This is a genomic window from Ruegeria sp. N4, from assembly GCF_056531425.1.
Genome location: NZ_JBQFLT010000008.1, coordinates 95,726 through 119,974, shown reverse-complemented (window position 1 = coordinate 119,974; position 24,249 = coordinate 95,726). Strand labels below are relative to the sequence as shown.

At 60.0% G+C, this 24,249-nt stretch carries 23 protein-coding genes; 12 read left to right on the top strand and 11 right to left on the bottom strand.

Translation table 11 applies throughout. The features are described from left to right. Positions 1–48: 48 nt before the first annotated feature. The 4 genes from holA to ACR0LW_RS13810 form a co-directional block, all read right to left on the bottom strand. Entirely contained in the window at positions 49–1,077 is a 1,029-nt protein-coding gene (gene holA, locus ACR0LW_RS13825) for a DNA polymerase III subunit delta (protein ID WP_480882975.1), read from the bottom strand. After that, on the bottom strand, positions 1,074–1,565 hold the full coding sequence (lptE, locus tag ACR0LW_RS13820) for an LPS assembly lipoprotein LptE (RefSeq protein ID WP_170634237.1): 492 nt from the start codon (positions 1,563–1,565) through the stop codon (positions 1,074–1,076). The genes holA and lptE overlap by 4 nt, the downstream gene beginning before the upstream one ends. Continuing rightward, positions 1,552–4,086, bottom strand: a complete 2,535-nt coding sequence (gene leuS, locus ACR0LW_RS13815) for a leucine--tRNA ligase (protein WP_480882974.1) — start codon at positions 4,084–4,086, stop codon at positions 1,552–1,554. Before leuS ends, lptE begins: the two co-directional genes overlap by 14 nt. Before the next feature lie 72 nt (positions 4,087–4,158). Next, positions 4,159–4,647 carry a DUF3576 domain-containing protein gene (locus ACR0LW_RS13810; RefSeq protein WP_480882973.1) on the bottom strand — a complete coding sequence of 163 codons (489 nt, stop codon included), beginning with the start codon at positions 4,645–4,647 and terminating at the stop codon, positions 4,159–4,161. 285 nt (positions 4,648–4,932) lie between these two features. On the opposite strand from ACR0LW_RS13810, the gene ACR0LW_RS13805 reads away from it, so the two are divergent. Both ACR0LW_RS13805 and ACR0LW_RS13800 read left to right on the top strand, forming a co-directional pair. Further along, positions 4,933–5,961, top strand: a complete 1,029-nt coding sequence (locus ACR0LW_RS13805) for a porin (protein ID WP_480882972.1) — start codon at positions 4,933–4,935, stop codon at positions 5,959–5,961. Between the two features lie 104 nt (positions 5,962–6,065). Then, positions 6,066–6,725 carry a YggS family pyridoxal phosphate-dependent enzyme gene (locus tag ACR0LW_RS13800; RefSeq protein ID WP_170455227.1) on the top strand — a complete coding sequence of 220 codons (660 nt, stop codon included), beginning with the start codon at positions 6,066–6,068 and terminating at the stop codon, positions 6,723–6,725. Here the strand turns inward: ACR0LW_RS13800 and ACR0LW_RS13795 are convergent. Further along, the gene (locus ACR0LW_RS13795; protein WP_480882971.1) at positions 6,709–7,209 is read right to left on the bottom strand and encodes a L,D-transpeptidase family protein; all 501 of its coding nucleotides are present in this window, start codon (positions 7,207–7,209) and stop codon (positions 6,709–6,711) included. The two genes, ACR0LW_RS13800 and ACR0LW_RS13795, sit on opposite strands and share 17 nt — an antisense overlap. Next, positions 7,206–8,300 (bottom strand): GTP cyclohydrolase II, encoded by a 1,095-nt coding sequence (gene ribA, locus ACR0LW_RS13790; protein ID WP_480882970.1) that lies wholly within the window; start codon positions 8,298–8,300, stop codon positions 7,206–7,208. Before ribA ends, ACR0LW_RS13795 begins: the two co-directional genes overlap by 4 nt. A gap of 161 nt (positions 8,301–8,461) precedes the next feature. On the opposite strand from ribA, the gene ACR0LW_RS13785 reads away from it, so the two are divergent. Continuing rightward, the gene (locus ACR0LW_RS13785; protein ID WP_050605036.1) at positions 8,462–9,148 is read left to right on the top strand and encodes a response regulator transcription factor; all 687 of its coding nucleotides are present in this window, start codon (positions 8,462–8,464) and stop codon (positions 9,146–9,148) included. Positions 9,149–9,306: 158 nt separating this feature from the next. Here ACR0LW_RS13785 and ACR0LW_RS13780 read toward each other — a convergent pair whose 3' ends face one another. Next, positions 9,307–10,206, bottom strand: coding sequence for a hypothetical protein (locus ACR0LW_RS13780; RefSeq protein WP_480882969.1), 900 nt, complete (start codon positions 10,204–10,206; stop codon positions 9,307–9,309). A gap of 236 nt (positions 10,207–10,442) precedes the next feature. Here ACR0LW_RS13780 and ACR0LW_RS13775 point away from each other — a divergent pair, with 236 nt between their 5' ends. The 4 genes from ACR0LW_RS13775 to ACR0LW_RS13760 all read left to right on the top strand — a co-directional run bounded on the left by ACR0LW_RS13775 (position 10,443) and on the right by ACR0LW_RS13760 (position 13,076). After that, complete coding sequence (locus tag ACR0LW_RS13775; protein WP_480882968.1) at positions 10,443–11,231, top strand: exodeoxyribonuclease III; 789 nt, start codon at positions 10,443–10,445, stop codon at positions 11,229–11,231. Positions 11,232–11,307: 76 nt separating this feature from the next. Beyond that, on the top strand, positions 11,308–12,225 hold the full coding sequence (gene trxA / locus ACR0LW_RS13770) for a thioredoxin (protein ID WP_480882967.1): 918 nt from the start codon (positions 11,308–11,310) through the stop codon (positions 12,223–12,225). Positions 12,226–12,252: 27 nt separating this feature from the next. Next, positions 12,253–12,894 (top strand): LON peptidase substrate-binding domain-containing protein, encoded by a 642-nt coding sequence (locus tag ACR0LW_RS13765; protein ID WP_170523867.1) that lies wholly within the window; start codon positions 12,253–12,255, stop codon positions 12,892–12,894. Then, positions 12,891–13,076 carry a Trm112 family protein gene (locus ACR0LW_RS13760; RefSeq protein WP_170523870.1) on the top strand — a complete coding sequence of 62 codons (186 nt, stop codon included), beginning with the start codon at positions 12,891–12,893 and terminating at the stop codon, positions 13,074–13,076. The genes ACR0LW_RS13765 and ACR0LW_RS13760 overlap by 4 nt, the downstream gene beginning before the upstream one ends. Here ACR0LW_RS13760 and ACR0LW_RS13755 read toward each other — a convergent pair. After that, positions 13,073–14,335, bottom strand: coding sequence for an FAD-dependent monooxygenase (locus ACR0LW_RS13755; protein ID WP_480882966.1), 1,263 nt, complete (start codon positions 14,333–14,335; stop codon positions 13,073–13,075). The genes ACR0LW_RS13760 and ACR0LW_RS13755 overlap by 4 nt on opposite strands. Positions 14,336–14,387: 52 nt before the next feature. Between ACR0LW_RS13755 and ACR0LW_RS13750 the strand changes: the two genes are divergently transcribed. The 4 genes from ACR0LW_RS13750 to ACR0LW_RS13735 all read left to right on the top strand — a co-directional run bounded on the left by ACR0LW_RS13750 (position 14,388) and on the right by ACR0LW_RS13735 (position 20,546). Then, entirely contained in the window at positions 14,388–15,716 is a 1,329-nt protein-coding gene (locus tag ACR0LW_RS13750; protein ID WP_480882965.1) for an amidase, read from the top strand. 109 nt (positions 15,717–15,825) lie between these two features. After that, on the top strand, positions 15,826–17,007 hold the full coding sequence (locus ACR0LW_RS13745; protein ID WP_480882964.1) for an aminotransferase class I/II-fold pyridoxal phosphate-dependent enzyme: 1,182 nt from the start codon (positions 15,826–15,828) through the stop codon (positions 17,005–17,007). 14 nt (positions 17,008–17,021) lie between these two features. Continuing rightward, on the top strand, positions 17,022–19,910 hold the full coding sequence (locus ACR0LW_RS13740) for a DNA translocase FtsK (protein ID WP_480882963.1): 2,889 nt from the start codon (positions 17,022–17,024) through the stop codon (positions 19,908–19,910). Positions 19,911–19,949: 39 nt separating this feature from the next. After that, on the top strand, positions 19,950–20,546 hold the full coding sequence (locus ACR0LW_RS13735) for an outer membrane lipoprotein carrier protein LolA (RefSeq protein ID WP_170455204.1): 597 nt from the start codon (positions 19,950–19,952) through the stop codon (positions 20,544–20,546). Between the two features lie 10 nt (positions 20,547–20,556). Here the strand turns inward: ACR0LW_RS13735 and ACR0LW_RS13730 are convergent, their stop codons facing one another. Continuing rightward, entirely contained in the window at positions 20,557–21,138 is a 582-nt protein-coding gene (locus tag ACR0LW_RS13730) for a transglycosylase SLT domain-containing protein (protein ID WP_170455203.1), read from the bottom strand. Positions 21,139–21,199: 61 nt separating this feature from the next. After that, positions 21,200–22,081, bottom strand: a complete 882-nt coding sequence (locus tag ACR0LW_RS13725; protein ID WP_480882962.1) for an AEC family transporter — start codon at positions 22,079–22,081, stop codon at positions 21,200–21,202. Positions 22,082–22,161: 80 nt separating this feature from the next. Between ACR0LW_RS13725 and hspQ the strand changes: the two genes are divergently transcribed. Next, a complete protein-coding gene (gene hspQ / locus ACR0LW_RS13720) occupies positions 22,162–22,488 on the top strand; it encodes a heat shock protein HspQ (protein ID WP_170455199.1) in 327 nt (108 codons plus the stop codon). A 35-nt stretch (positions 22,489–22,523) separates the two neighbouring features. Here the strand turns inward: hspQ and ACR0LW_RS13715 are convergent, their stop codons facing one another. Continuing rightward, positions 22,524–24,101, bottom strand: coding sequence for a gamma-glutamyltransferase family protein (locus ACR0LW_RS13715; protein ID WP_480882961.1), 1,578 nt, complete (start codon positions 24,099–24,101; stop codon positions 22,524–22,526). Positions 24,102–24,249 lie beyond the last annotated feature (148 nt).

Below are 24,249 nucleotides of genomic sequence, written 5' to 3'. Positions count from 1 at the left end.
TGGACTGAGTGTGGCCCGGAACGGGCAAGGGTCAAGACAAACGCAGGGTCAGCGCGACCGGGCAAGCATCGCCAGCCGGATCATGGCGCGTTCGACCAGCGCCATTGCGGGGGCTGTCTGGCCGGCAGAGCGTGAGGACAGGTCGGTATCGGTCAAAACGGTCAGCGCCGTCTGCAGCTTGGGTGCACCCCACCCCTGCGCTTGCCGCAGAATGCGGTCGCGGCGCTTGCCATAGACCGGCGGGCGCAGCTTGCCGATCCCCTGCGCCGCACCGCCGGGGTCCGAGGCGCAGGCGTAAAGCGTACGAAAATGCCGGGTCGCGCCGATGCACAGCGTCACCCCGTTGGTACCCTGCGCCTGTAGACGCCGGATCAGCGGCCCGATCTCACCAGCGCGGCCCTCGGCGACCACGTTCAGGACATCGTCCAGCGCCGCCTCGGTCGAGCGGGGCGCGCAGGCTTCGATGTCCTCCAGGCTCAGTTCGCTGTCATCGCCGCGCTTATAAAGCGACAGTTTTTCAACCGTCTGGGCGAAATCGCCGGGGCTGAGGCTGACGGCCAGTTCATTCAGCGCCGACATCGTGTCGCGCGGCACATTCCGCAATCCGGCCTGTGCCAGCACACGCTCGACCTCGGCCCGTGAGGGTGGGTCGTCATAGATACCAACCGCATAAGCCGCCGGGTGCGATTCGAAAGCCTTGCGGATTTTGGAGCTGGGTTTCAGTTGCCCGGCGGTCACGATGATCTGCGCGTCTCCGGGTGCCCAATCCTCTAGTGCGGCCAGGATCGAAGGGGCGGCGACATCCGTGGCTTCTTCGACGAACACGGCGCGGGGACCGGGGAAGAAACCGACCGCTTTGACCGCATCCAGCAGCAGGGCCGGATCGCCGCGCAGATCGCTGCCGGGCATCCGGGTCAGGCGCATTTCCTCTTCGGCATTTGCGCCCAGCAAGGCCGCCAGCACCTGTTGACGCTTCAGCGCCACCCGCATGGCATCCGCGCCGTAGATCAGCAGGCCGGTCTTGTCTGCATCCGGTTTGGCGAAATAGCCGTCAGCCTCACGCGGGCTCAGCTTCATGCGGTCAGGCCCGGCGTGGCGTAAAGGCGATTGACGATCTGATCCGACAGAATCGTCATCAGGCGCCGTGTCGCGTCGCGTTCATCGGCGAGTGTGGAAACCGTTGAACCAGACGCCGAATAGCCCACAAAATCGGTGACGGTGCCCGAGGCCACGATCTGCCCCGAGGCGTTGGAGCGCAGCGAATACTGCGCCCGTCCGTTGATCGTGTAGCGGTTGGTTTCGTTGGTTGTGGTGATGGCCGCGCTTTGAACCTGGGTGGTGACCTGTACGTTCAGCTTGTAATCCTTACCCGAGGTCGCGCTGCGCCCCAGCTGTTGTTCCAGATTCTGAACCAGAAGGAACGTGTTTTCGTTATTTGGCGCAGACAGTTCGACCTTGCCGAACAGCGCCGATCCTGCCCCTCCCGGAGCGTAAACCGGTTGAAAGCCGCAGGCAGCAAGCGCCAGCGGCATCAACAGAAAGGTTCTTCGGTCAAACGACGACATTCACGATCCGACCCGGGACAACGATCACTTTCTTCGGGGCCGATCCATCCAGCGCCCTTTGCACAGCTTCGGTGCCAAGCGCGATTTTTTCAACCTCGTTCTTGTCCATGTCCTTCGGAACGCTGATTTCGGCGCGGCGCTTGCCGTTGATCTGGATCGGCAGGGTGACGGTGTCATCGACCAGCATCGCCTCATCGGCCACCGGCCATGGCGCAGTTGCCACCAGCCCTTCGCCGCCCAGCAACTCCCAGAGTTCCTCTGAAAGGTGCGGGGTCATCGGCGACATCAGTTGCGCCAGTGTCTTGGCGGCCTGACGCTTGGCGTCGGTGCCCGCTTTGGATTTGGCCAGCGTATTGGTAAAGGCGTAAAGCTTGGCAATCGAGGCGTTGAAGCCAAAGGATTCAACCCCGCCGGTCACATCATGGATGGCTTTGTGCATCTCGCGCAGCAGGGCCTCGTCCTCGGCATTGGCCGGGTTGTTCGACTCGGCGATTTCCGAAGCGATGCGATGCACACGGGCCAGATGTTTGAACGCGGCCTCGGCCCCGGCGGCGGTCCATTCAACGTCCCGCTCGGGCGGCGAATCGGACAGCACAAACCAGCGTGCGGTATCTGCGCCAAAGGCCGATATGATGCTGACCGGGTCCACCACGTTCTTCTTGGATTTCGACATTTTGGCCGAGGGGATGATCTCGACCTCGGTGCCGTCGGCCAGTCTACCGTCGGTCACGTCCTCGGGCAGGTGATAAACCGGGCGCCCCTTGGCGTCGCGGGTCTGGTAAATCTCATGCGTCACCATGCCTTGCGTGAACAGCGCGTTGAACGGTTCGATGGCCTTTTTCGGCAAATGACCGGTGATCTGCATCGCCCGTGCGAAGAAACGGGAATAAAGCAGGTGCAGAATCGCATGTTCGATGCCGCCGATATATTGATCGACATTCATCCAGTATTCGGCCTCGGCCAGATCGGTGGGCGTTTCCGCGCGCGGGGCGGTGAAACGGGCGAAATACCAAGACGAATCGACGAATGTGTCCATCGTGTCGGTTTCACGCTTGGCCGGGGCACCACAGGACGGGCAGGCGCAGTCGCGCCAGGTCGGGTGGCGGTCCAGCGGGTTGCCCGGTTTGTCGAATGTGACATCGTCGGGCAGGCGGACCGGCAGATTCTCTTTCTTCTCGGGCACCACGCCGCAGGCATCGCAATGCACAACGGGAATCGGGCAACCCCAATAGCGCTGACGGCTGAGACCCCAGTCGCGCAGGCGGTATTTGGTGACACCTTCACCCCAGCCCGCCTTTTCGGCGAAATCGACGGTGGTGTTGATGGCCTCTTCGCCCGTGGCCTCGGTCAGGCCCCCGAAATGGTTCACCCAGCGCACCTTTTCGGTCTTCGGCGGCACAAAGGCGATCTTGTCGACCGGCGTGTCATCGTCCAGCGCAAAGAAGGTATCGATCACGGGCAGGCCGTATTTGCGGCAGAAATCGAGGTCGCGCTGGTCATGCGCCGGGCAGGCAAAGATTGCCCCGGTGCCGTAATCCATCAGGATGAAATTGGCGATCCACACCGGCAGCTCCCAATTCGGATCCAGCGGGTGGCGCACGCGGATGCCGGTGTCATAGCCCAGCTTTTCTGCCGTTTCGATGGCCTCTTCGGTGGTGCCGCCCTTGCGGCATTCGGCAACAAATTCAGCAACTTCAGGGTTCTCAGACTCCAGCGCCTTGGCAATCGGGTGATCCGGCGAGATGCCCACAAAGGATGCACCCAGCAGCGTGTCGGGCCGAGTCGTATAGACCGTGATCGGCTCACCTCCATCGGTGCGTTCAAAGCCGAATTGCAGGCCGCGTGACTTGCCGATCCAGTTTTCCTGCATCAGACGCACTTTGGCGGGCCAGTTGTCCAGCGTGTCCAGAGCGTCCAGCAGTTCTTCGGAGTAGTCCGAGATCTTGAAGAACCACTGCGTCAACTCGCGCCGTTCCACCAGCGCGCCCGAACGCCAGCCGCGCCCGTTTTCCACCTGCTCATTGGCCAGAACGGTCATATCGACCGGGTCCCAGTTCACCACGGCGTTCTTGCGATACACCAGCCCGGCCTCGAGCATGTCCAGAAACAAAGCCTGCTGCTGGCCGTAATATTCCGGGTCACAGGTGGCGAATTCGCGCGACCAGTCGATCGACAGGCCCAGAGGTTTCATCTGTCCGCGCATGTCGGCGATATTGCCATAGGTCCAGTCTTTGGGGTGGCCGCCGATTGCCATCGCGGCGTTTTCGGCGGGCATTCCAAATGCGTCCCAGCCCATCGGATGCAGCACGTTATGCCCGGTCGCCAGCTTGTGCCGCGCGATCACGTCTCCCATCGTGTAGTTGCGCACATGCCCCATATGGATGCGCCCCGACGGGTAAGGGAACATCTCAAGCACATAGTATTTCGGCTTGTCCGCCTTGTGGTTGGCGGTGAAGATCCCGGCCTTGTCCCAGGCCTCTTGCCATTTTGCTTCGATTTCGTTGGCCGAGTAGCGCGACATCATGCGGTCCTTCGTGAATGAAAACGCCGGGTCAGAGCCCGGCGTGGTCTTAGTGCGAATTTCGACGGGTTGCTAGAACTTACTGTCTGCGATGCGTAGCTGACGCGCGCGGGACAGGATCGCATCCTCAACCGCGCGCGAGGTTGCCGCGCTGACGGGTGCACCGCCGCTGGACTGCAACGCAACCGACAAGGACCGCGCCGCAAGCGCCGGGTCGCTGATATGCACGGTTGCCCGGTACGAACGCCCTCCGCCCGGAGGCGTGCCGTAACCCGTTACAATTACGCCGGTAAACGGATCCACCTCTTGCACAGGCAGGAAACTGAGAACGTCCAGCGATGCCGCCCACAGGTAACGGTTCACATTCGCTGTCTGTTCAGCACCGCTGCGGTCGAACACATCCCAGATGGTCGAGCGGTTGGGGTCGTTCAGCTCCCGTTCAGCGGATCGGGTGCTGTCCGTATCGTTGTAAACCGGGTTCGGCGCAGCGCCGCGATTCGGGCCGCAGGCGGAAACGGCGGCGGCAATTGCAATCAGACCCAAAATCGTCGGCAGGCGCATCGTCAGCAGATCCTGTTTTCACTTGCTATATATCGTCGGGGGATACTCCTAACTAAGGTCCCTGTGTGCAACAAGCCTATTCTTTATGAATTGTCGGTGTGATTGCCGCCTGACAGGCACCAAAACCGACTGTGGCATCCTTGCACCAATCTGATCCCAATGAACCGCCCCCTTTTATGCCAAGCTTGCGCAATGGGGGCAAAAAGAGCGAAACGGTGTCCGTGCTGAGACATATGCCTTGGTATGTGTCGAGTAGATAAAACTTTTGAAACCGAGGGAAACAAGATGAAAAAAGTTCTCTTCGCAACGACGGCGCTGATCGCGACCGCAGGCGTTGCAGCAGCTGAAGTGAAATTCAGCGGTTATGGCCGTTTCGGTCTGGGCTATCTGGAAGATCGCACAGGCACCGTGGACACCGCTGCCGTTCTTACCGGCACTGGCACTGGCAATGTGGAAGGTGTTGACACTGACGAAACCATCCTGGTCTCGCGTTTCCGTCTGAACATCGACGGCATCGTCGAAACCGACGGTGGTGTACGCTTTGAAGGTCGTGTTCGTCTGCAAGCTGACGAAGACGCAGGCAATGGCGAAGCAAACGCGGCCAGCCTGAACGGCGCACGCTTCTCGGTCATCTTCGGCGGTCTGCGTGTTGACGCGGGCAACGTTGCTGGCTCGTTCGACAACCTGGCAAACTACTACGGTAACGAGCCTGGTCTGGAAAACTTCATCGGCCAGTACTCGGGCGTTGACTACAGCTTCCTGGCTTACGACTCGACCGGCGATGGTTCGAACGCTGTGTTCTTCCAGTACGCAGTTGGCGACTTCGCCTTTGGCGCATCGTATGACCAGCGCACCTTTGGTAACGTAGCTGGCGATCCGACTGCGGGCACCACCGACGCCGACCGTTGGGACATCAGCGCGACCTACACGTTCAACAACATCACTGCCGCTCTGGCCTATGGTCAGACCAGCGACATTGGTGCGCTTGACAAGCAGAGCCTGACCGTTCTGACCCTGGGTGCAGAATTCGGTGACTTCTCGGGCACTCTGTTCGTCGCGGACGATGACGTTGCAAACGATGACCGCAACGGTACCGCATATGGTCTGTCGGCTGCTTACAATGTAAACGCAGCAACCACCCTGACCTTCGCCTACGGTGACGGTTCGGCTGACGACGACCTGCAGCAGTACGGCATTGGTGCCATCTACGACCTGGGTGGCGGTGCATCGCTGCGCGGTGGTATCGGCAACCAGAAGCGTGGCGACGGCGACAGCCAGCTGCGTGCTGACTTCGGTGCACAGTTCAACTTCTAAGTTGATCTGAACCGAACGGTTCTTAGGGCGGGTCTTTGGACCCGCCCTTTTCTTTTGCCCGCACATGGTGTTCTGTCGCGCCAAAGACAGATTTGAGGAACGCCATGTCCCTGCAAGACATCACCGCCCGTATCACAAAGGCCGAAGCCAAAGCAGGCCGGGACCCCGGTTCGGTCAAGCTGATCGCCGTATCGAAGGTTCAGCCGAATGAACGTGTTCGGGCCGTATTGGAACAGGGCCACCGCTGTTTCGGTGAGAACCGGGTGCAAGAGGCGGCGGGCAAGTGGCCCGCGTTCAAAGAGCAGTTCGACGGGATTGACCTGCACCTGATCGGACCGTTGCAAACCAACAAGGCACGACAAGCGATGGAGTTGTGCGACGCGATCCATTCCGTCGACCGTCCGAAACTTGCCAAAACCCTGGCGCGGCTGGCGCAGGAGATCGGGTTCTGCCCAGACCTGTTCGTTCAGGTGAATACAGGGGAAGAGGAACAAAAGGCCGGGATTCTCCCGACCGACGCGGATGGGTTCATCGCAGAATGCAAGGCTCTGGACCTGCCGGTACGGGGGCTGATGTGCATCCCTCCGGTCGAGGAAGAGCCCGCGCTGCATTTTGCCCTGCTGGCCAAAATCGCTGAACGCAACGGATTGAACGGCCTGTCCATGGGCATGAGCGGTGATTTCGAGCAAGCCATCGCCCTTGGCGCGACCCATGTGCGGGTCGGCTCGGCCATTTTCGGCGAGCGGGTCAGGCCTGAGGAATAATCAGCTGCGTGCCCGGTGCGATCCGCCGGGCGATCCAGTGCAGATGATCGCGACGGAACGCCACGCAACCTTCTGTCGGAAAGCCGGGCCTGCGCCATTGATGGACAAAGATGGCCGACCCCGCCCCCGGCACCGCATTTGGCCAGTTCCAGTCGGTTATCAGAACCAGATCATATAACGGATCCGCCCGGCGCATCTTTTCATGGCTGAAGGCGTAAGGCGCTGAAACCAAACTGTTATACTGGTCATCGGACATATCGTCGGACCACAAATCCGTCGGGCCGATGGGCCGCGCCCAGGAACAGGGTGCAACTATTCGATCCGGGCGATACAGCATCCCTACGATGCGGTGCGTTCCGGTTGGGGTGGCCCCGTCGCCTTCGCGTTTCGCGGCGCTCAGACCCCCTTTCCCAATCGAACAGGGAAAGACGCGGCCCAGAAACCGGACGCCGCGTGGGGTCCAGACCAGATCGCCCGGTGTCACAGTAAATGCCCGGATTTCGCAGCCTTGGTGGCCAGATAGCCGCGGTTATGCGCCGTCTCGCCCACTTTCAGCGGCACGCGTTCGGTCACTGCGATCCCTGTTTTCTCCATCATCGACATCTTGGCCGGGTTGTTGGTCAACAGACGCACCGAGCTAAAGCCCAGCGATTTCAGGATGTCCGAGCCCAGCCGGAAATCACGCTCATCGTCTTCAAAGCCCAGCCGATGATTGGCCTCGACAGTGTCAAACCCCTGATCCTGAAGGAAATATGCGCGCATTTTATTGGCCAGGCCAATCCCGCGCCCCTCTTGATTCAGGTACAGCAAAACGCCTGCGCCCTCAGCCCCCATTTGCGCCAGCGCGCCCCGCAACTGCGGGCCGCAATCGCATTTCAGACTGCCCATCAGGTCGCCGGTAAAACAGGCCGAGTGCAGGCGCGTCAAAACCGGTTTGTCGCGATCCGGACGGCCGATTTCTACGGCGTAATGCTCCTCGCCACCGTCTTCGGGGCGGAACACATGCAGGCGACCGGCCTCGGACACCTCCATCGGCAGACGCGCGGCAACAACCGGATGCAGGGCGCTGCGATCCGCCAGATGAGGGGCCGCACGCGTGTGATCGATGCAGGTGAGGCCGTGCTGTGCCGCAAAGGCCAGGCCGTCCTCAACCGGCATCACAACAGCTGCCGGCAACAGGCGTGCCGACTTGGTCAGCGCGATGGCAATGCGATGCAGGTTTGCGTTCCCCTGCCGCTCGGTCATCAGGGGGCCCTTCATCGGCGCGTTCAGATCATCCGAGGGATCGGCAACCGCCTGCACCCAGTCAATCTCAACATCTGCCGGGATCACAACCCGCGCCAGATCCCCGTCATAGGCGCGCGCTTTCAGCGTCTCGGCCCGCCGTCCGGTGATTGCGACCACAGGTGTCCCGCCAAGGCCGCGCAAATCCGCCAGACGTTGGGGGCTGAGCGTCTCGGCCGCAAGCGCCAACACACTGACGCCGCTGTCGTCGGTCAGGGCCACAGGCACGCCCATGCGCAGGTCAGCCCGGGCGCGGGCCAGCAGCTCGGTGATGTCGGGGTTCAGACTCATTGATAATGCCCAATCGCGTTCGGCGGACTTCTAACGGTTTCCAAAAGAAATGTGAAACATTTCCGCCGCGTCTGACACGATGGCGTGAGACGGGTGCAGCAAAGCTTGTCGATTGCATCTTCTACGCGCAAGTGATGGAAAAGGCTTAGGAGGACCGCGAAATGGCTCAGCTCAAGAAAATCCTGCTGGTGGATGACGACGAAGACCTGCGCGAAGCGCTCAGCGAGCAACTGGTGATGACCGAGGATTTTGACGTGTTCGAAGCCTCTGATGGTTCGTCAGCGATGGAGCGGGCCCGCGAGGCGATCTACGATCTGGTCATTCTGGATGTGGGACTGCCCGATACCGACGGGCGAGAGCTGTGCCGCCTGATGCGCAAACAGGGCGTCAAAAGTCCGATCCTGATGCTGACGGGCCATGACAGCGACGCCGATACGATCCTGGGCCTGGATGCCGGCGCCAATGACTATGTGTCTAAGCCCTTCAAATTTCCGGTTCTTCTGGCCCGCATCCGCGCGCAACTGCGCCAGCATGAACAATCCGAGGACGCCGTATTCGTTCTTGGCCCGTACACCTTCAAGCCAGCCATGAAGATGCTGATCACCGAGGAGGACCGCAAGATTCGTCTGACCGAGAAAGAGACCAACATTCTCAAGTTCCTGTACCGTTCGACCGATGGCGTTGTGGCGCGGGATGTGCTGCTGCACGAGGTCTGGGGTTACAACGCCGGTGTCACCACCCACACACTGGAAACCCACATCTATCGCCTGCGTCAGAAGATCGAGCCTGATCCATCGAATGCGCGCCTTTTGGTCACAGAATCGGGTGGATATCGCCTGGTATCGTGATCCGAGGTGGATTGATTTGGATCAAAGTGATACTCTGGCCTCATAATTAGGTTACTCCCAACCCGCGCATGTCCGGGTTATGACATGCACCTCCCTGTTGGACTGCCGGGCCTGATGGCCCGGCTTTTTTTGGAGGCCGGACAGCAGAACGAAGGAAATTAGGCGAAAACTTCGGCTACGTCTTCGGCGGCAGGTTTTTGACGCGTTAGCGCGAGGGCGATGCTGGTGAGGCCAAAGACGATAAACGGCAGCATCAACAGATTTTCGAGCCTTGGGTACATGGCATCAATCGCTTCTCTGGAATCAAATAGATGTGTGTGAAAAGCAAATGCCCGTGTCATGATCTTTATGAGAAAAATCGCCAAAAACGCGATGCAGAACTGGACGGCGATATTCCAAAGTCTGATGGGTTTGTCAAAATTGGCCACACTAAGGCGCGATGAACCAAGAACAACGGCAATAACCCACAAGATGATCGAACATCTTACGGTTGTGGTGGTGGTTGGGCCATTGAAGATCAAAACTGACCCCAAAATTACACCGCTAAAGGCAAATGCCACACCTGCGGCGACTGCGCGGGACCAATAGTGAATTCTCCGCAACGCGTTCTCATCTTCGAACAAATGGGGCTCTGCTATCGGCCAGATGGCCCGAAGACTGCCCACAATGCCCAGACAAACGTAAAAAACTCCAATTCCCAAAGCTAGATACTGCGCGAAGTGCGCCGGAATCAGCCAAACCACCACAGGCGCGTTAAACGCAATTAGTCCGGCCCAAATGGTAAAAACTGCGCCGCACAGGCCTACTCCAACCTGAACGAAGATGTGGCTGACCTCATGTGGCGCAACGACCAAGTTATTCAGTCTTGGAACGCTCAGAAATGCCAGGATAACTACAAGAGCAACAATGGGAACATACGGAATGCTGCCCAATTCAACTCTGGAATTCCGATCAAGTTGTTGCACGAGAAACGACGCTGACAACGCAATCGTAAGCGTGGTGATTGCGACTGCGATTCTTAGTAATGAATTATGCGCTTTAAAGATAAACCAATTCATGTGTGGGACGTATCGGGGAACCTTGACAAAACTAAGGCTGCATCACTTCGTCTAAGCGAAGATCTGACAGACTAAAACTGGGCCCAATATCATCAATTTTGAGTGTCTGATCTGTCGGGCGGCGTCGTCTGCGTCGTTGAAAAAAGTAATCCAACTCCTCTGACGATCTTTTCCCATGGCACCCCATCCCCCACCACGCTAACCTCCGCCCAATCGCGACAGAGGAATCCCGACCCATGCCCTTCACCCTTGCCACCTGGAACATCAACTCGGTCCGCCTGCGCGAGCCTATCGTGCTGAAATTGTTGCAGGAAGAGGCTCCGGATGTGCTGTGTTTGCAGGAATGCAAGTCTCCGGTCGAAAAGATCCCGACCGAAGGCTTTGCGGAACTGGGGTATACCTACATGGTTGCTCGGGGGCAGAAGGGCTATAACGGCGTCGCCATCCTGTCGCGTCTGCCGATGGAGGAGGTGGGCGACAAGGATTTCGCCGGTCTCGGCCATGCGCGTCACATCGCGGGGCGGTTGGAAAATGGCGTGACGATCCACAATTTCTACGTCCCGGCGGGCGGGGATGTGCCGGATCGCGAGGTGAATGAGAAGTTTGGGCAGAAGCTGGATTACCTCACCGACATGCGCGACTGGTTCCACGCGGAAAAGCCCGAGAAATCCATTCTTGTTGGCGATCTGAACATCGCCCCGCGCGAAGATGATGTGTGGTCGCATAAACAGCTGCTCAAGGTCGTTTCACACACGCCGATTGAGGTTGAAACGCTGGCCGAAACGCAAGATGCGGGCGGTTGGGTCGATATCACCCGGCAGGACATTCCCGAAGGGCAGCTCTATAGCTGGTGGTCCTATCGCGCCCGCGACTGGGATGCGGCGGACAAGGGGCGGCGGCTGGATCACGTCTGGGCAACGCCGGATATCTCGAACGCGGGCCATTCCAGCCGTATCCTGCGCGAGGCGCGCGGATGGGAGAAACCCAGCGATCACGCCCCGGTCTTTGCAAGTTTCGATCTGTAACCGGGAAACTCAGCCCTTGGTTTCTGCGCCAAGCGGTTGCATATAGGGCGCAAGTTCGAACGAAAGAGTATTTGCCATGGACCTTCTGAACCCGTCAGACAGCACCCCCGCCACCGATCTGATCAAGGACGGCTCTGAGGCCACGTTCATGGCCGATGTGGTCGAGGCGTCGCAGGACACCCCGGTGATCGTGGATTTCTGGGCGCCGTGGTGCGGCCCGTGCAAAACGTTGGGGCCACTGCTGGAAGAGGCCGTGACCGCCGCCAAGGGTGCGGTGAAGATGGTCAAGATCAACGTGGACGAGGCGCAGATGATTGCGTCTCAGTTGCGGATCCAGTCGATCCCAACCGTTTACGCCTTCTTCAAGGGTCAGCCGGTTGACGGGTTTCAGGGCGCGCTGCCGGGGTCCGAAATCAAGGCATTCGTGGACCGTGTGATCGAAGCCGCAGGCGGCGAAAGCCCCGGTGGCCAGTTGGAAGAGGCCGTTCAGGCCGCCGAAGAAATGCTGGCCGAAGGGGCCGCCGTAGATGCGGCGCAGACCTTTGCCGCCATTCTGGGCGAAGACCCCAACCATGCAGCGGCCTACGGCGGGCTGGTGCGCGCGCATATCGCATCCGACGATCTGGAACAGGCCGAGGCGATCCTGAACGGTGCCCCGGCCGAGATTTCCAACGCACCCGAACTGGAAGCGGCGCATGCACAATTGGAACTTGCGAAACAGGCGGCAGATGCGGGGCCGGTGGCTGAACTGACCGCTACGGTCGAGGCCGAGCCCGACAACCATCAGGCCCGTTTCGATCTGGCGCAGGCGCTGCACGCCAATGGCGATGTGGAAGACGCCGTGGCGCAATTGCTGGAATTGTTCCGCCGGGATCGCGAGTGGAATGACGGTGCGGCCAAGGCTCAGCTGTTCACGATCTTCGACGCGCTCAAGCCCAATGATCCGATTGTTCTGAACGGGCGGCGCAAGCTCAGCTCGATGATATTTGCCTAATTCCTGATCAGAGCTACACTCGGGTACATGATGCATCCCGCCGACCTGCCGGAAACGGTATCCGTTTTCCCATTGCCCGGGGCGCTGCTGCTGCCCCGTTCGCCCCTGCCGCTGCATATTTTCGAGCCGCGCTATCTGCAAATGGTGGATGACGCGCTGAAGACCAAGGAACGGCTGATTGCGATGGTCCAGCCGAACCCCTCGGTCAACGATGACACCAAGTTGCACCGCATCGGATGCGCCGGGCGCATCACCCAGTTTTCCGAAACGGAAGATGGCCGGTACCTGATCACACTGACTGGCATTTCCCGGTTCCGCATCAAATCCGAACTGGACGCCTTCACCCCGTATCGCCGGTGCGAGGTGTCGTGGGACGGGTTTGATCGCGATCTGGGAAAATCCGAGAACGATGATGGGTTCAATCGGACACGGTTCCTGACCCTGTTGGAACGATTCTTCGTATCCCGCCAATTGTCCACCGACTGGGGTTCGCTGAAGGATGCCGATGATGAGCTTTTGGTGAATTCCCTGTCGATGCTGATGGATTTCGACCCGGAAGACAAACAGGCCCTGCTCGAGGCCCCATGCCTGCGCACGCGGCGCGAGACCCTTGTGACACTGATCGAATTCGCCCTGCGCGGCGGATCAAATGAGGAAACATTGCAATGAGTGATCCAGCTAACGCGTTTGACCGCCATATGCTTGAGGCGCTGATTTGCCCGCAGACGCATACAACACTGCACTATGACGCGGAAAAGCAGGAACTTGTGTCCAAAGCCGCAGGTCTGGCCTTTCCGATCCGCAACGGGATTCCGGTGATGCTGGTGGATGAGGCGCGTCCGCTGGACTAAATCGGGCGGCCTTGCAGCAGTTTCGGCAGATCGCCAGTCAGACCTGCCGCTTCACGCACGAATCCGCGCCGCAATCCGGGCAAGGATCCAACGATCCCCATGCCGATATCGCGACCGATCCGCAGCAGCGGATTGTCGTTTGAAAACAGCTTGTTGAACACATCCGTCGCCATCGCAAGCGAGGCTGTATCAAAGCGCCGCCACTCCTGATACCGCTGTAACACAAGGGTCGAGCCGATCTCTTCGCCCCGCCGTCCGGCCAGTGTCAGCACCTCGGCCAGCGCGCCCACATCGCGCAGACCGGCATTCAAGCCTTGCCCGGCAATCGGGTGCATCCCATGCGCCGCGTCCCCAACCAAAGCCAAGTGATCCGAGATAAAGGAATTGGCGATGGTCAGGTTCAGCGGATAGGTGAAGCGGTCGCCTTGCAGGCGGATATCACCCAGAAAATCGCCGAACCTTGGGCGCAGGACTTGCAGATACTCGGCCTCGGGCAGCGCGTTGATGCGATGGGCGGTGTCGGTGCGTTCGCTCCAGACGATGGAACTGCGATGGCCGATCAGTGGCAGAATCGCCAGCGGGCCGGGGGGCATGAAGAACTGATGCGCGACGCCGTGATGGGGCAGGTCATGCTCGATGGCGCAGACAAGGGCGGTTTGACCATAGTCCCACCCGCTGCGCTTGATGCCCGCCCGCGCCGCCGTACCGCTGCGCCGACCGTCGCAGCCGACGACCAGTTGCCCGTTAACTGTGCTGCCGTCATCCAATGTCAGGGTGACGCCGGATGTACCTGTTTCTTGTGCCACAACGGTCTTGCCGCTGATCTGGGTGATGCGCTTTTCCTCGGCCATCGCCTCAAGAAACGCGCGACGCAGGTGGCGATCCTCGACCATATAGCCCATGGGGCCTTCCTCGATCTCGGCATGGTCGAAATGCATGAAAAACGGCGACGGGCCGGTGCCGGCATGGCCGTCGGTCACTTTGATTTGGAGCATCGGCTGGGCGTGGTCCGCGACCCGCTTCCATACACCAATCGCGTCCAGCAACCGTTTCGAGGCCAGGGCCAGCGCATAAGATCGCCCGTCAAAGGCTGCGTCTGTGCGGATCGTCTCGGCCAGAGAATCAATCACGCTGACCGTGTGTCCGGTTTGCGCCAAGGCCAGTGCCAGGGCGGGGCCGTTCAGGCCGCCGCCAACGATCAGGATATCCGATGCCCGTGTCATGCCCTGCAATATGCGCGCCCTTTCGGGATTGTCCATGTGCGGTCCTGTCGCTACCGTCCCGTTCAGGCAGAAAAGAAGGAGGGGTGAGATGCAGGAATGGCTAACCATGACGGCCTGTGATCTGGGTCGGGGCATCGGCATGGGACAGATCGACCCTGTGGACCTGACCGAGACCTACCTGAGTGCCATTGACGCCCACCCTCATCGCGACCGTATCTATGCCCGCGTCACCCATGACCGCGCGCGGGCCGAGGCGAAGGCCGCAAAAGACCGGGCTGCTTTGGGTCTGCGCCGGTCCCTGCTGGATGGTGTTCCGATCAGTTGGAAGGACCTCTTTGATACGGCCGGTATCGGCACCGAGGCTGGATCGGCCCTGTTGAAAGGCCGTGTTCCGGATGCGGACGCCGTGGTTGTGCGCAACGCCACGTCCATGGGGGCGGTTTGTCTGGGTAAAACCCATATGAGCGAGTTGGCCTTTTCCGGTCTTGGCCTGAACCCGATCACCGGGACCCCGCCCTGTATCGATGATGAAGAGGCTGTGCCGGGCGGCTCATCCTCGGGCGCCGGGGCCAGTGTTGCCTGGGGTTTGGCCGCCTGTGGGATTGGGTCGGATACCGGCGGGTCGGTGCGTATCCCGTCGGCGTGGAACAATCTTGTGGGTCTGAAAACCACCGCGGGCCGGGTCAGCCTTGAAGGCACCGTACCGTTATGTCTGCGGTTTGACACGGTCGGCCCCTTGGCCCGGTCGGTCGAGGATGCGGCCCATGTTCTGGCGCTGCTGGAAGGCGGTACCCCCGCCGATTTGCGCGGCGCGTCTTTGGCGGGTCGTCGTTTTGCGGATCTGCAGAATGTCGCGAAGGACGATCTGCGAGACGCCCCGCGCGCGGCCTATGAGGATGCGCTGGCCCGTCTGGCCGATGCAGGGGCCGAGATCGTCCCGCTGGACGTGCCCGAGCTGAATGACGCGATGGGCCTGACCGGAGTGCTTTATACAACCGAGGCTTATGGCTTGTGGAAGGACGTTATCGAGGCCAACCCCGAGGCAATGTACCCCGAGATTTTGGAACGGTTCCGCATGGGTCAGGCTTTTTCAGGCCCCGACTATGTTGCGGCCTGGTCCAGACTCAAAGCCTGCCGTGCCGCATGGGATGCGGCCACTGCCGGATTTGATGCCGTTCTGGCCCCGACCGCACCGATCCTGCCGCCAAATCTGGACCGACTGCTGAGCGATCACGACTATTACGTGACCGAGAATCTGCTGGCCCTGCGCAACACCCGCATTGGCAACCTGATGGGGCTGGCGGCTTTGACTTTGCCGACCCAGACACCCGGTTGCGGGCTGATGATGCTGGGTTATCCGGGGTCCGAAGAGGCCCTGTTGCGGCTGGGCTCAGCGGCGGAAACCGCATTGGCGTGAATGCCACAATCCCCTGATTCGGCACCTCTTTGTCTGGACGGGGCGGGGTCTGATCTGTAATCTGCCAAAAAAGACGGGGCGAAATGATCCCGATATTGAGGCAGTAGTTATGATTTTCCCCGAGCGGTTTTCGAACCTACCGGAATATGCATTCCCGCGTCTGCGCACCCTGTTGGACCATCACCAGCCGGGGGGTGACGTGATTCACATGACCATTGGCGCGCCTATGCATGACTTCCCCGCTTGGGTGACGGATGTGATCACCGAAAATGCGGCTGGATTTCAGGGATACCCAGCGAATGAAGGCTCGCCCGAGTTGCGCGGGGCAATCACCGATTGGATCAAGCGCCGTTATGACGTGAGCATGGATCCCGACACCAACGTCATGGCGCTGAACGGCACCCGAGAGGGGCTGTATAATGCCGCAATGGCCCTGTGCCCGGAACAGAAGAACGGCCAAAAGCCGGTCGTTCTGTGCCCGAACCCGTTTTATCAGGTCTATATGGTGGCCTCGATCTCGGTCGCAGCCGAGCCTGTTTTTGTCCCTGCCACAGCGGCCACCGGACATTTGCCCGACTATGCGGGCCTGCCCCAAGACGTGCTGAACCGCACCGCCATTGCCTATATCTGCTCGCCCGCCAACCCGCAGGGGGCCGTGGCATCGCGCGATTACTGGGCCGAGCTGATCGTCCTGGCCGAGAAATACAATTTCCGCATTTTCGCCGATGAATGCTATTCCGAGATTTACCGGGATGAAGCCCCCACAGGCGTGCTGACCGTCGCGCAGGAAATGGGGGCAAATCCCGAACGGATCACTCTGTTCAACTCACTGTCGAAGCGGTCCAATCTGGCGGGTCTGCGGTCCGGTCTGATCGCGGGCGGGCCCGAAACGATCAAACGTGTCAAACAGTTGCGCAACTACGCGGGTTCGCCCTTGCCGCTGCCGCTGCAGGCTGCTGCGGCCAGGGTCTGGGCCGATGAGGCGCATGTGGCCGAAAACCGCGCGCTCTATCAGGAAAAATACGCCATTGCGGATGAGGTCTTTGCCGGTGTGCAGGGCTATATGCCGCCCGAGGCCGGGTTTTTCCTGTGGCTGCCCGTTAAAAACGGCGAGGAGACCGCATTGAAGCTGTGGCAGGAGACCGGAGTACGTGTCTTGCCGGGCGCATATCTTTCTCAAGGCGATCCGGGGCAAAACCCGGGCGAGCACTTTATCCGGGCCGCTATGGTGGCCCCAAAAACAGAGTTGCAGCGCGGGCTGATCACGCTCCGCGACTGCATCTATTCGTGAGGTACGAGGGCAAAATGGCATCATTGAACGCGCGCAACCGCGATCCGCTACTGGACAGCACGACTCAGGCCGCGATCGAGCGGCGCAGCAAGGAATTGATCGGGATCGCCCTGATCCTGCTGGGCTTTGCCGCCGCGGCGATGATCTGGTCCTACACGCCGGACGATCCGAACTGGATGGTCTCGACCGATGCGCCGGTGCAGAACTGGATGGGGCGGATTGGTGCCTCGATTGCCGCGCCGTTGTTCATGATCGTTGGCTGGGGCAGTTGGGGTATTGCGCTGGTGCTGATCGGTTGGGGTGTGCGATTTGCCGGCCATTTCGGCGAAGATCGTGCCGTTGCCCGCCTGATCTTTGCCCCGATCTGGATCGCAATTGTCTCGGTCTACGCCGCGACCCTGGTGCCCGGTGCCGAATGGCGCGCGACCCACAGCTATGGGCTGGGCGGGCTGTTTGGCGACACCGTAATGGGGGCGTTGCTGACGCTTTTGCCGATCTCCTCGCATTTCCTGGTCAAGCTGATGTCGCTGGCCATGGCCGTTGGGATGATCGCGCTGGGTGTCTTTGTGCTGGGCTTTACAAAGGTCGATGTGCGCCGTGGTACACGCGCCTTCCTGCTGGGTTTGGTGATGGCTTACGACCTGCTGATGAACCTGCTGGGTCGTGGGGCCTCGGCCACTGCGCAGGCCGCGCGGGATCGCCGGGCGCAGTGGAAAGAACACCGCGCCGCGCGGGTTGAGCCGGTTTTGAACGATGAGATTGCCTTTGGGGATCCCGTCTTTGAAGACCTGGAAGAGGAAGCGCCGGAACCTGCCCCGAAAACCGGCCTGCTGGCCCGGATGCCCACCCTGATCCGTCGCCCTGACCCGATGCCCGAACCCGAACTGGTTGAACCCATGCCAGTCGAAGGCTTCGATGAAATGCCGGGTGAGGATCGCATCCGTTCAAAAATCTCCGCCGCTGTGCGCAACCGCAAGGTGGCAACCGGTGAGATGACGCCCGAGCCTGATCCGAACCTGCCGCTGACCAAAGGCCGTGGTCGCGGGCCGGACCCGTTGATCCTGAACGCAGGGCCAACAGGTGGCCTGCCGCCTGAACCGCCTATGACCGCGACCGAGTTGCCACCGGAACCGATGCTGACCGCTGACGCCGCGCCCGAGTGGCAGGACCCTCTGCATCAGGACTTTGCGCCTGAGCCGGGTTTCGACGACGATGCTGTGTTCGAGGACGCCCCCGAACCCGCGCCGCAAACGCGTCCGGCGATGAAAATCCCGGTGGCCGAGCCGCGCAAGCCTGTCGTTGCACAGCCGGTGCGCCGCGCGCCGCAACAATCCCGCCGCGCGCAGGCCGAGGCGCAGCCGGCCCTGTCTTTCGAAGAACGGCATTCCGATTTCGAATTGCCGCCACTGGGACTGTTGTCGAACCCGGCCAGCATTCAGCGCCATCACCTGAGCGATGAAGCGCTGGAGGAAAACGCGCGGATGCTGGAAAACGTGCTGGATGACTATGGCGTCAAGGGAGAGATCGTCAGCGTCCGCCCCGGCCCCGTTGTCACCATGTATGAACTGGAACCGGCCCCGGGCTTGAAAGCCAGCCGGGTGATCGGTTTGGCCGACGATATCGCACGCTCGATGTCGGCCCTGTCGGCGCGGGTTTCGACCTTGCCGGGGCGCTCGGTGATCGGTATCGAACTGCCCAATGAAAACCGCGAGATGGTGGTGCTGCGCGAAATCCTAGCCAGCCGTGATTTCGGCGATGGCAACCATGCGCTGCCTCTGGCGCTGGGTAAGGACATTGGCGGTGAGTCTGTGGTGGCGAACCTTGCGAAAATGCCTCACCTGCTGATCGCGGGGACCACGGGTTCGGGTAAGTCGGTGGCGATCAACACGATGATCCTGTCGCTGCTCTATAAGCTGACGCCGGATGAATGCCGCCTGATTATGATCGACCCCAAGATGTTGGAACTGTCGGTCTATGACGGCATCCCGCACCTGCTGTCGCCCGTTGTGACCGACCCGAAAAAGGCGGTTGTTGCCCTGAAATGGGTCGTGGGCGAGATGGAGGATCGTTACCGCAAGATGTCCAAAATGGGCGTCCGCAACATCGCGGGCTACAATGGCCGGGTAAAGGACGCGCTGGCCAAGGGCGAGATGTTCAGCCGCACGGTGCAGACCGGGTTCGATGATGATACCGGCGAGCCGATGTTCGAGACCGAAGAATTCGCCCCCGAAGCGATGCCCTATATCGTTGTCATCGTCGACGAGATGGCCGACCTGATGATGGTTGCAGGCAAAGAGATCGAGGCCTGTATCCAGCGCCTGGCACAGATGGCACGGGCCTCGGGCATTCACCTGATCATGGCCACGCAGCGCCCGTCGGTCGACGTGATTACCGGTACGATCAAGGCGAACTTCCCCACCCGGATTTCGTTCCAGGTGACCTCGAAAGTCGACAGCCGCACCATTCTGGGCGAGATGGGTGCCGAGCAACTGCTGGGGCAGGGCGACATGCTTTATATGGCGGGCGGTGCCAAGATCACCCGGTGCCATGGGCCCTTTGTCTCGGACGAAGAGGTCGAGGAAATCGTCAACCACCTGAAACAATTCGGCCCGCCGGATTACATGAGCGGCGTGGTCGATGGCCCGGCCGAAGAAAAGGCCGACAATATCGACGCCGTTCTTGGGCTGAACACCGGAGGCAATACCAATGGCGAGGACGCGCTTTATGATCAGGCGGTGGCGATTGTGATCAAGGATCGCAAATGCTCGACCTCGTATATCCAGCGGAAACTTGCCATCGGCTACAACAAAGCCGCGCGGCTGGTTGAGCAGATGGAGGACGAAGGCGTTGTTTCGGCGGCAAATCACGTCGGCAAACGCGAAATCCTCGTCCCCGAGCAATAGGATATTTAATAACAAGGGCAGAGCGCATATCTGTGAAGCATGAAACAGATTGCTTTTGCCCTTGCTTTGACACTGGCCGCACCTGCGGCCTGGGCGGCGGATAAGCTGCCGCTGTCGGAAATCTCAAATTACCTGAACCAGCTGAAAACGGTTCAGACCAGTTTCACTCAGGTCAACGATGATGGCTCGCTGAGCACCGGTAAACTGTGGATGCAGCGACCCGGTAAAATGCGGTTCGAATATGATCCGCCGGACAGTGCGGTGGTGCTGGCACGTTCCGGCAGTGTCATGATCTTCGATCCCAAATCGAACCAACCGCCCGAACAATACCCGCTAAAGCGGACACCGCTGTCTCTGGTTCTGGCGCGGAATGTGAACCTTGGTCAGGCCAATATGGTGGTAGGGCACGAGTTCGACGGCACGGCGACCGTAGTGACGGCGCAAGACCCCAAGAACCCGGACTCGGGCCGGATTGAGCTGATGTTCACCGACAACCCGGTGGAGCTGCGAAAATGGGTGATACATGACAATGCAGGCACCCAGACCACGGTGCTGCTGGGCCCGTTGACCGAGGGTGGCAGGCTGAATCAGGATCTGTTCTCGAACAGCAAAAGAAGTGGGTCAGCTGACCGCTGACCCCTTCACCTCAGTACCGGCAATTTGCCAGTTGCGACTGATACAGGTTCGCGCGCGCGTCCACATCGCTGGCCACGTTCAGCAGCCATGACTTCTTGTTGTGGCTGCCGCGGGCAAAGCCCGTATGGCCTTCGTGATAGGCCAGATACTGATTGCGCGTGTCTGCGGGGTGGATGCCATTCCGCTCGTAGCTTTTGTTCATGTACCAGCCAATGAAATCCGACGCGTCGCGAATGCGATCCCGCTTGGCGCGGCGTTTGCCGGTTTCGCGCTGGTACTGCTCCCACGTGCCGTCCAGCGCCTGACCGTAGCCATAGGCGCTGCTTTGGCGGCCCATCGGGATCACGCCCAGAACATAGCGGTGCGGCGTGCGCGCATCGTGGCGATAGCGGCTTTCCTGATAGATCGTGGCCATCTGGACGTGAACGGGAACGCCCCATTTACGCTCGGTGCTTTTGAAAGCCCGGATATAGTCGGGCTTTTCGCGCGCAATGCTGCACGCGTCGTTCAATCTGCTGGGCGGCTGTTTCGAGCCGCCCCCACAGGATGCCAAAAGCAGCACCCCTAGGAGTACGAAAAGAATTCTGCTCATGTGCCTCGTGCCTTTTTTCAGGCATTCTAGCGCAGATTGAGCGCTGAGGAAATCACAATCGCTACAGAATGAGCGCCAGAACAAGGGGTAACGCTGCGACTGACAGCAGGGTCGAGACCATGACCATCCCCGCAACGGCATCTGCGTCGGCCTGAAACCGCTCTGCCAGCAGGTAGGATGTGACCGCGACGGGGGTGCACATTTGCAATACCAGCACGCCAAAGGCGATGGCTTCCAGGTCAAAAGCGGACGCTATGGCCCAACCGAGGGCAAAGCACACCACCACTTTCAGGATCGACAGCCAGATGGCTTGTCCCAGACTGCGGGTGGTCAGGCGCGCGATGGCAACGCCCAAAGTGACCAGCATCATCGGAACCGCCATTTGCCCCAGCAAATCCAATGTGTTGGTCAGAAACAGCGGGGTTTCCCAATCCTGCCACAGGAACAATGCCCCAAGCAGCGTTGCCCAAACCATCGGTTGCCTGATGACCTGCCCAAAGGCCCCTTTGCCAGCGACAAGATAAATGCCGTAGGTAAAGGAATACAGGGCCGTCACCGACAGGAAAATCACGGCATAGCCCAGCCCCGCCTGTCCGAAGGCAAAGATACATAGCGGCAGGCCCAGATTGCCGGTATTGCCAAAGATCAAAGGCGACAGGTAAGTGCGCTGTTCCAGCCTCAGAACCCGAACGATCCCCCAGAACACGACCGCCAGACCAAGGTTGGCGACGATGGTGGCGATGGTAAAGCGCGACAGGTCGCCGCCCGGTATTTCGGTCTGCATCAGCGCCACGAAGATCAGGCTGGGCACCGCCAGCATCATGGCGAAACGGGTGACGAATTGCAGGCGGTATTCGAACCCCAGCTTGACCCAGGCAAATCCAATGCCCGCCAGAATGAACACCGGCGCGACAATTTCGAACACTGTCAGTAGAAGGTTCACAGACTGTTTCCCTGAATTTCAGATCAATGATTGGATTTTCCGCCCGGAAAGAGGTAGTAACTGCTTTGGGGGCTGAAACAATGCTAAAGACACATGCCAAGTATGGCTTGGGACAAGTAGTGCGACATAAAAAACATCCCTTCCGAGGGGTGATTTTTGACGTGGACGCGGAATTTTCCAACACTGAGGAATGGTACGAAGCCATCCCTGAAGACAGTCGGCCGATCAAGGATCAGCCGTTCTATCATCTGCTGGCCGAGAATGATCAGTCCTTCTATGTGGCTTATGTTTCAGAACAAAATCTGATCGCCGACCAATCGGGCGAGCCGGTGGAACATCCCGATATTCCCAATATGTTCGGGCCGTTCGAGGACGGGTCCTACCCGCTGCACTTCCATCTGAACTGATCCACCGGGCCAACCCGGCCCGGACGCTGATGTCCCTAATATCCCAACGCACACCCGTCTTTGCGCGGATCGCTTGCGCCCTCTAACACGCCGTCGTTTCGGATTCGGATTGCCTGCGCGCCGCCAAGTGGGGTTTCCGAAATCTCAACAGTGTGGCCAAGTTGCGACAATTGTTGCGCTACTTGTTCTGAGAACCCGCGCTCCAGTTTCAACACACCCCCGTCGGCAAAGGCGCGGGGGGCATCGATGCTGTCCTGTAGGCCCATGTCGAAATCCGTGAGGTTTGACAGGAAGCGGGCATGACCGGTCGGCTGATACGCGCCGCCCATGACCCCAAAGGGCATCATCACGCGGCCGTTTTCTTGCAGCATTCCGGGGATGATCGTGTGCATTGGGCGTTTGCCACCACCCAATTCATTTGGATGGCCGGTGTCCAGAGTGAAACCGGCCCCGCGGTTCTGCAGCAGAATGCCGTATTTCTGGGATGCGATGCCCGATCCGAAACTGTGGAAGATCGAATAGATCAGCGAAACTGCCATCCGGTCGCGATCGACCACCGTGATATAAACGGTGTCCTTGTGAACGGCTTCGGTTAGCGGCGCTGCTGCTTGCATCGCGCGTTTGGGGTCGATCATGGCGGCCAGCGATGCGGCGATTTCGGGATCAAGGAACCGTTCCGCGCGGGCCATATGATCCGGGTCCGCGATAAAGCGGTTGCGGGCGTCATAGGCCAGTTTGGTGGCTTCGGCCTCGATATGAACACGCTCAGCCCCGAATGGGTCCATGCTGGCCAGATCAAAATGCTTCAGGATGTTCAGCAGCAGGATGGCCGTCGCCCCCTGACCGTTGGGCGGATGTTCGACCAGATCGATGCCCTGATAGGTGCCGTTCATCGGGTCGGTCACGGTGCATTTCGTGTTCGCGAAATCATCCGCGCCATGAACACCGCCTAGTTGGGTCAGCGCCGAAAGCATATCCTCGGCAATTTCACCGGTGTAGAAGGCGTCGCGCCCGTGCTTGGCAATCTGGCGCAGAACCTCGGCCTGACCCGGAGACCGGAAGACCTGACCGATCTCTGGGACGCCGCCGTTGATCAGATAGTGCTGCCTGGCGGCCCCGTGCAGAGTGCGCGCGCCGCGTTGCCAGTCAAAAGCGACCCGGGGCGCAACCGGTACGCCGAGTTCGGCATAATGAATCGCCGGTTGCAGAATGGCGTCCAGTCCCAGACGACCTTCGTTTTCCGAAAGATGACAGAACGCATCCACCGCGCCGGGAATGGTGACGGCGTCAGGGCTGGTCAGAGGTACCGCAGCCAGCCCCTTGGCGCGCAAAGTCTCGGCATCCGCCAGTTCCGGGGCACGCCCGGAACCATTCAAAGCGCGAATCCTGTCTTCACCTGCCCGGTTGAACAGCACAAAGCAATCGCCGCCCAAACCCGTCATCTGTGGTTCGCAAATGCCCAACAGGATGGCCCCGGCAATTGCGGCATCCATCGCATTGCCGCCCTGACCCAGAATATCCAGCGCCGCCTTTGCGGCCAGAGGATGCGACGTTGCACATATCCCATCGGTTGCCAGAACTTCAGACCGGCCCGGCAGATGCAGATCCCGCATGGTATTCCTCCTCCCCATCGACGGGTCGAACCTAAGACGAGGCCTGTGTTTGTCCAGTAATATTAGGGAGAGAAGTTCCTCGGCGCCGTTCACTGGGTGGGGGCTGTGACACTTGGCGCCGAGGGAAGCTATCTGAGCTACAAGTCAC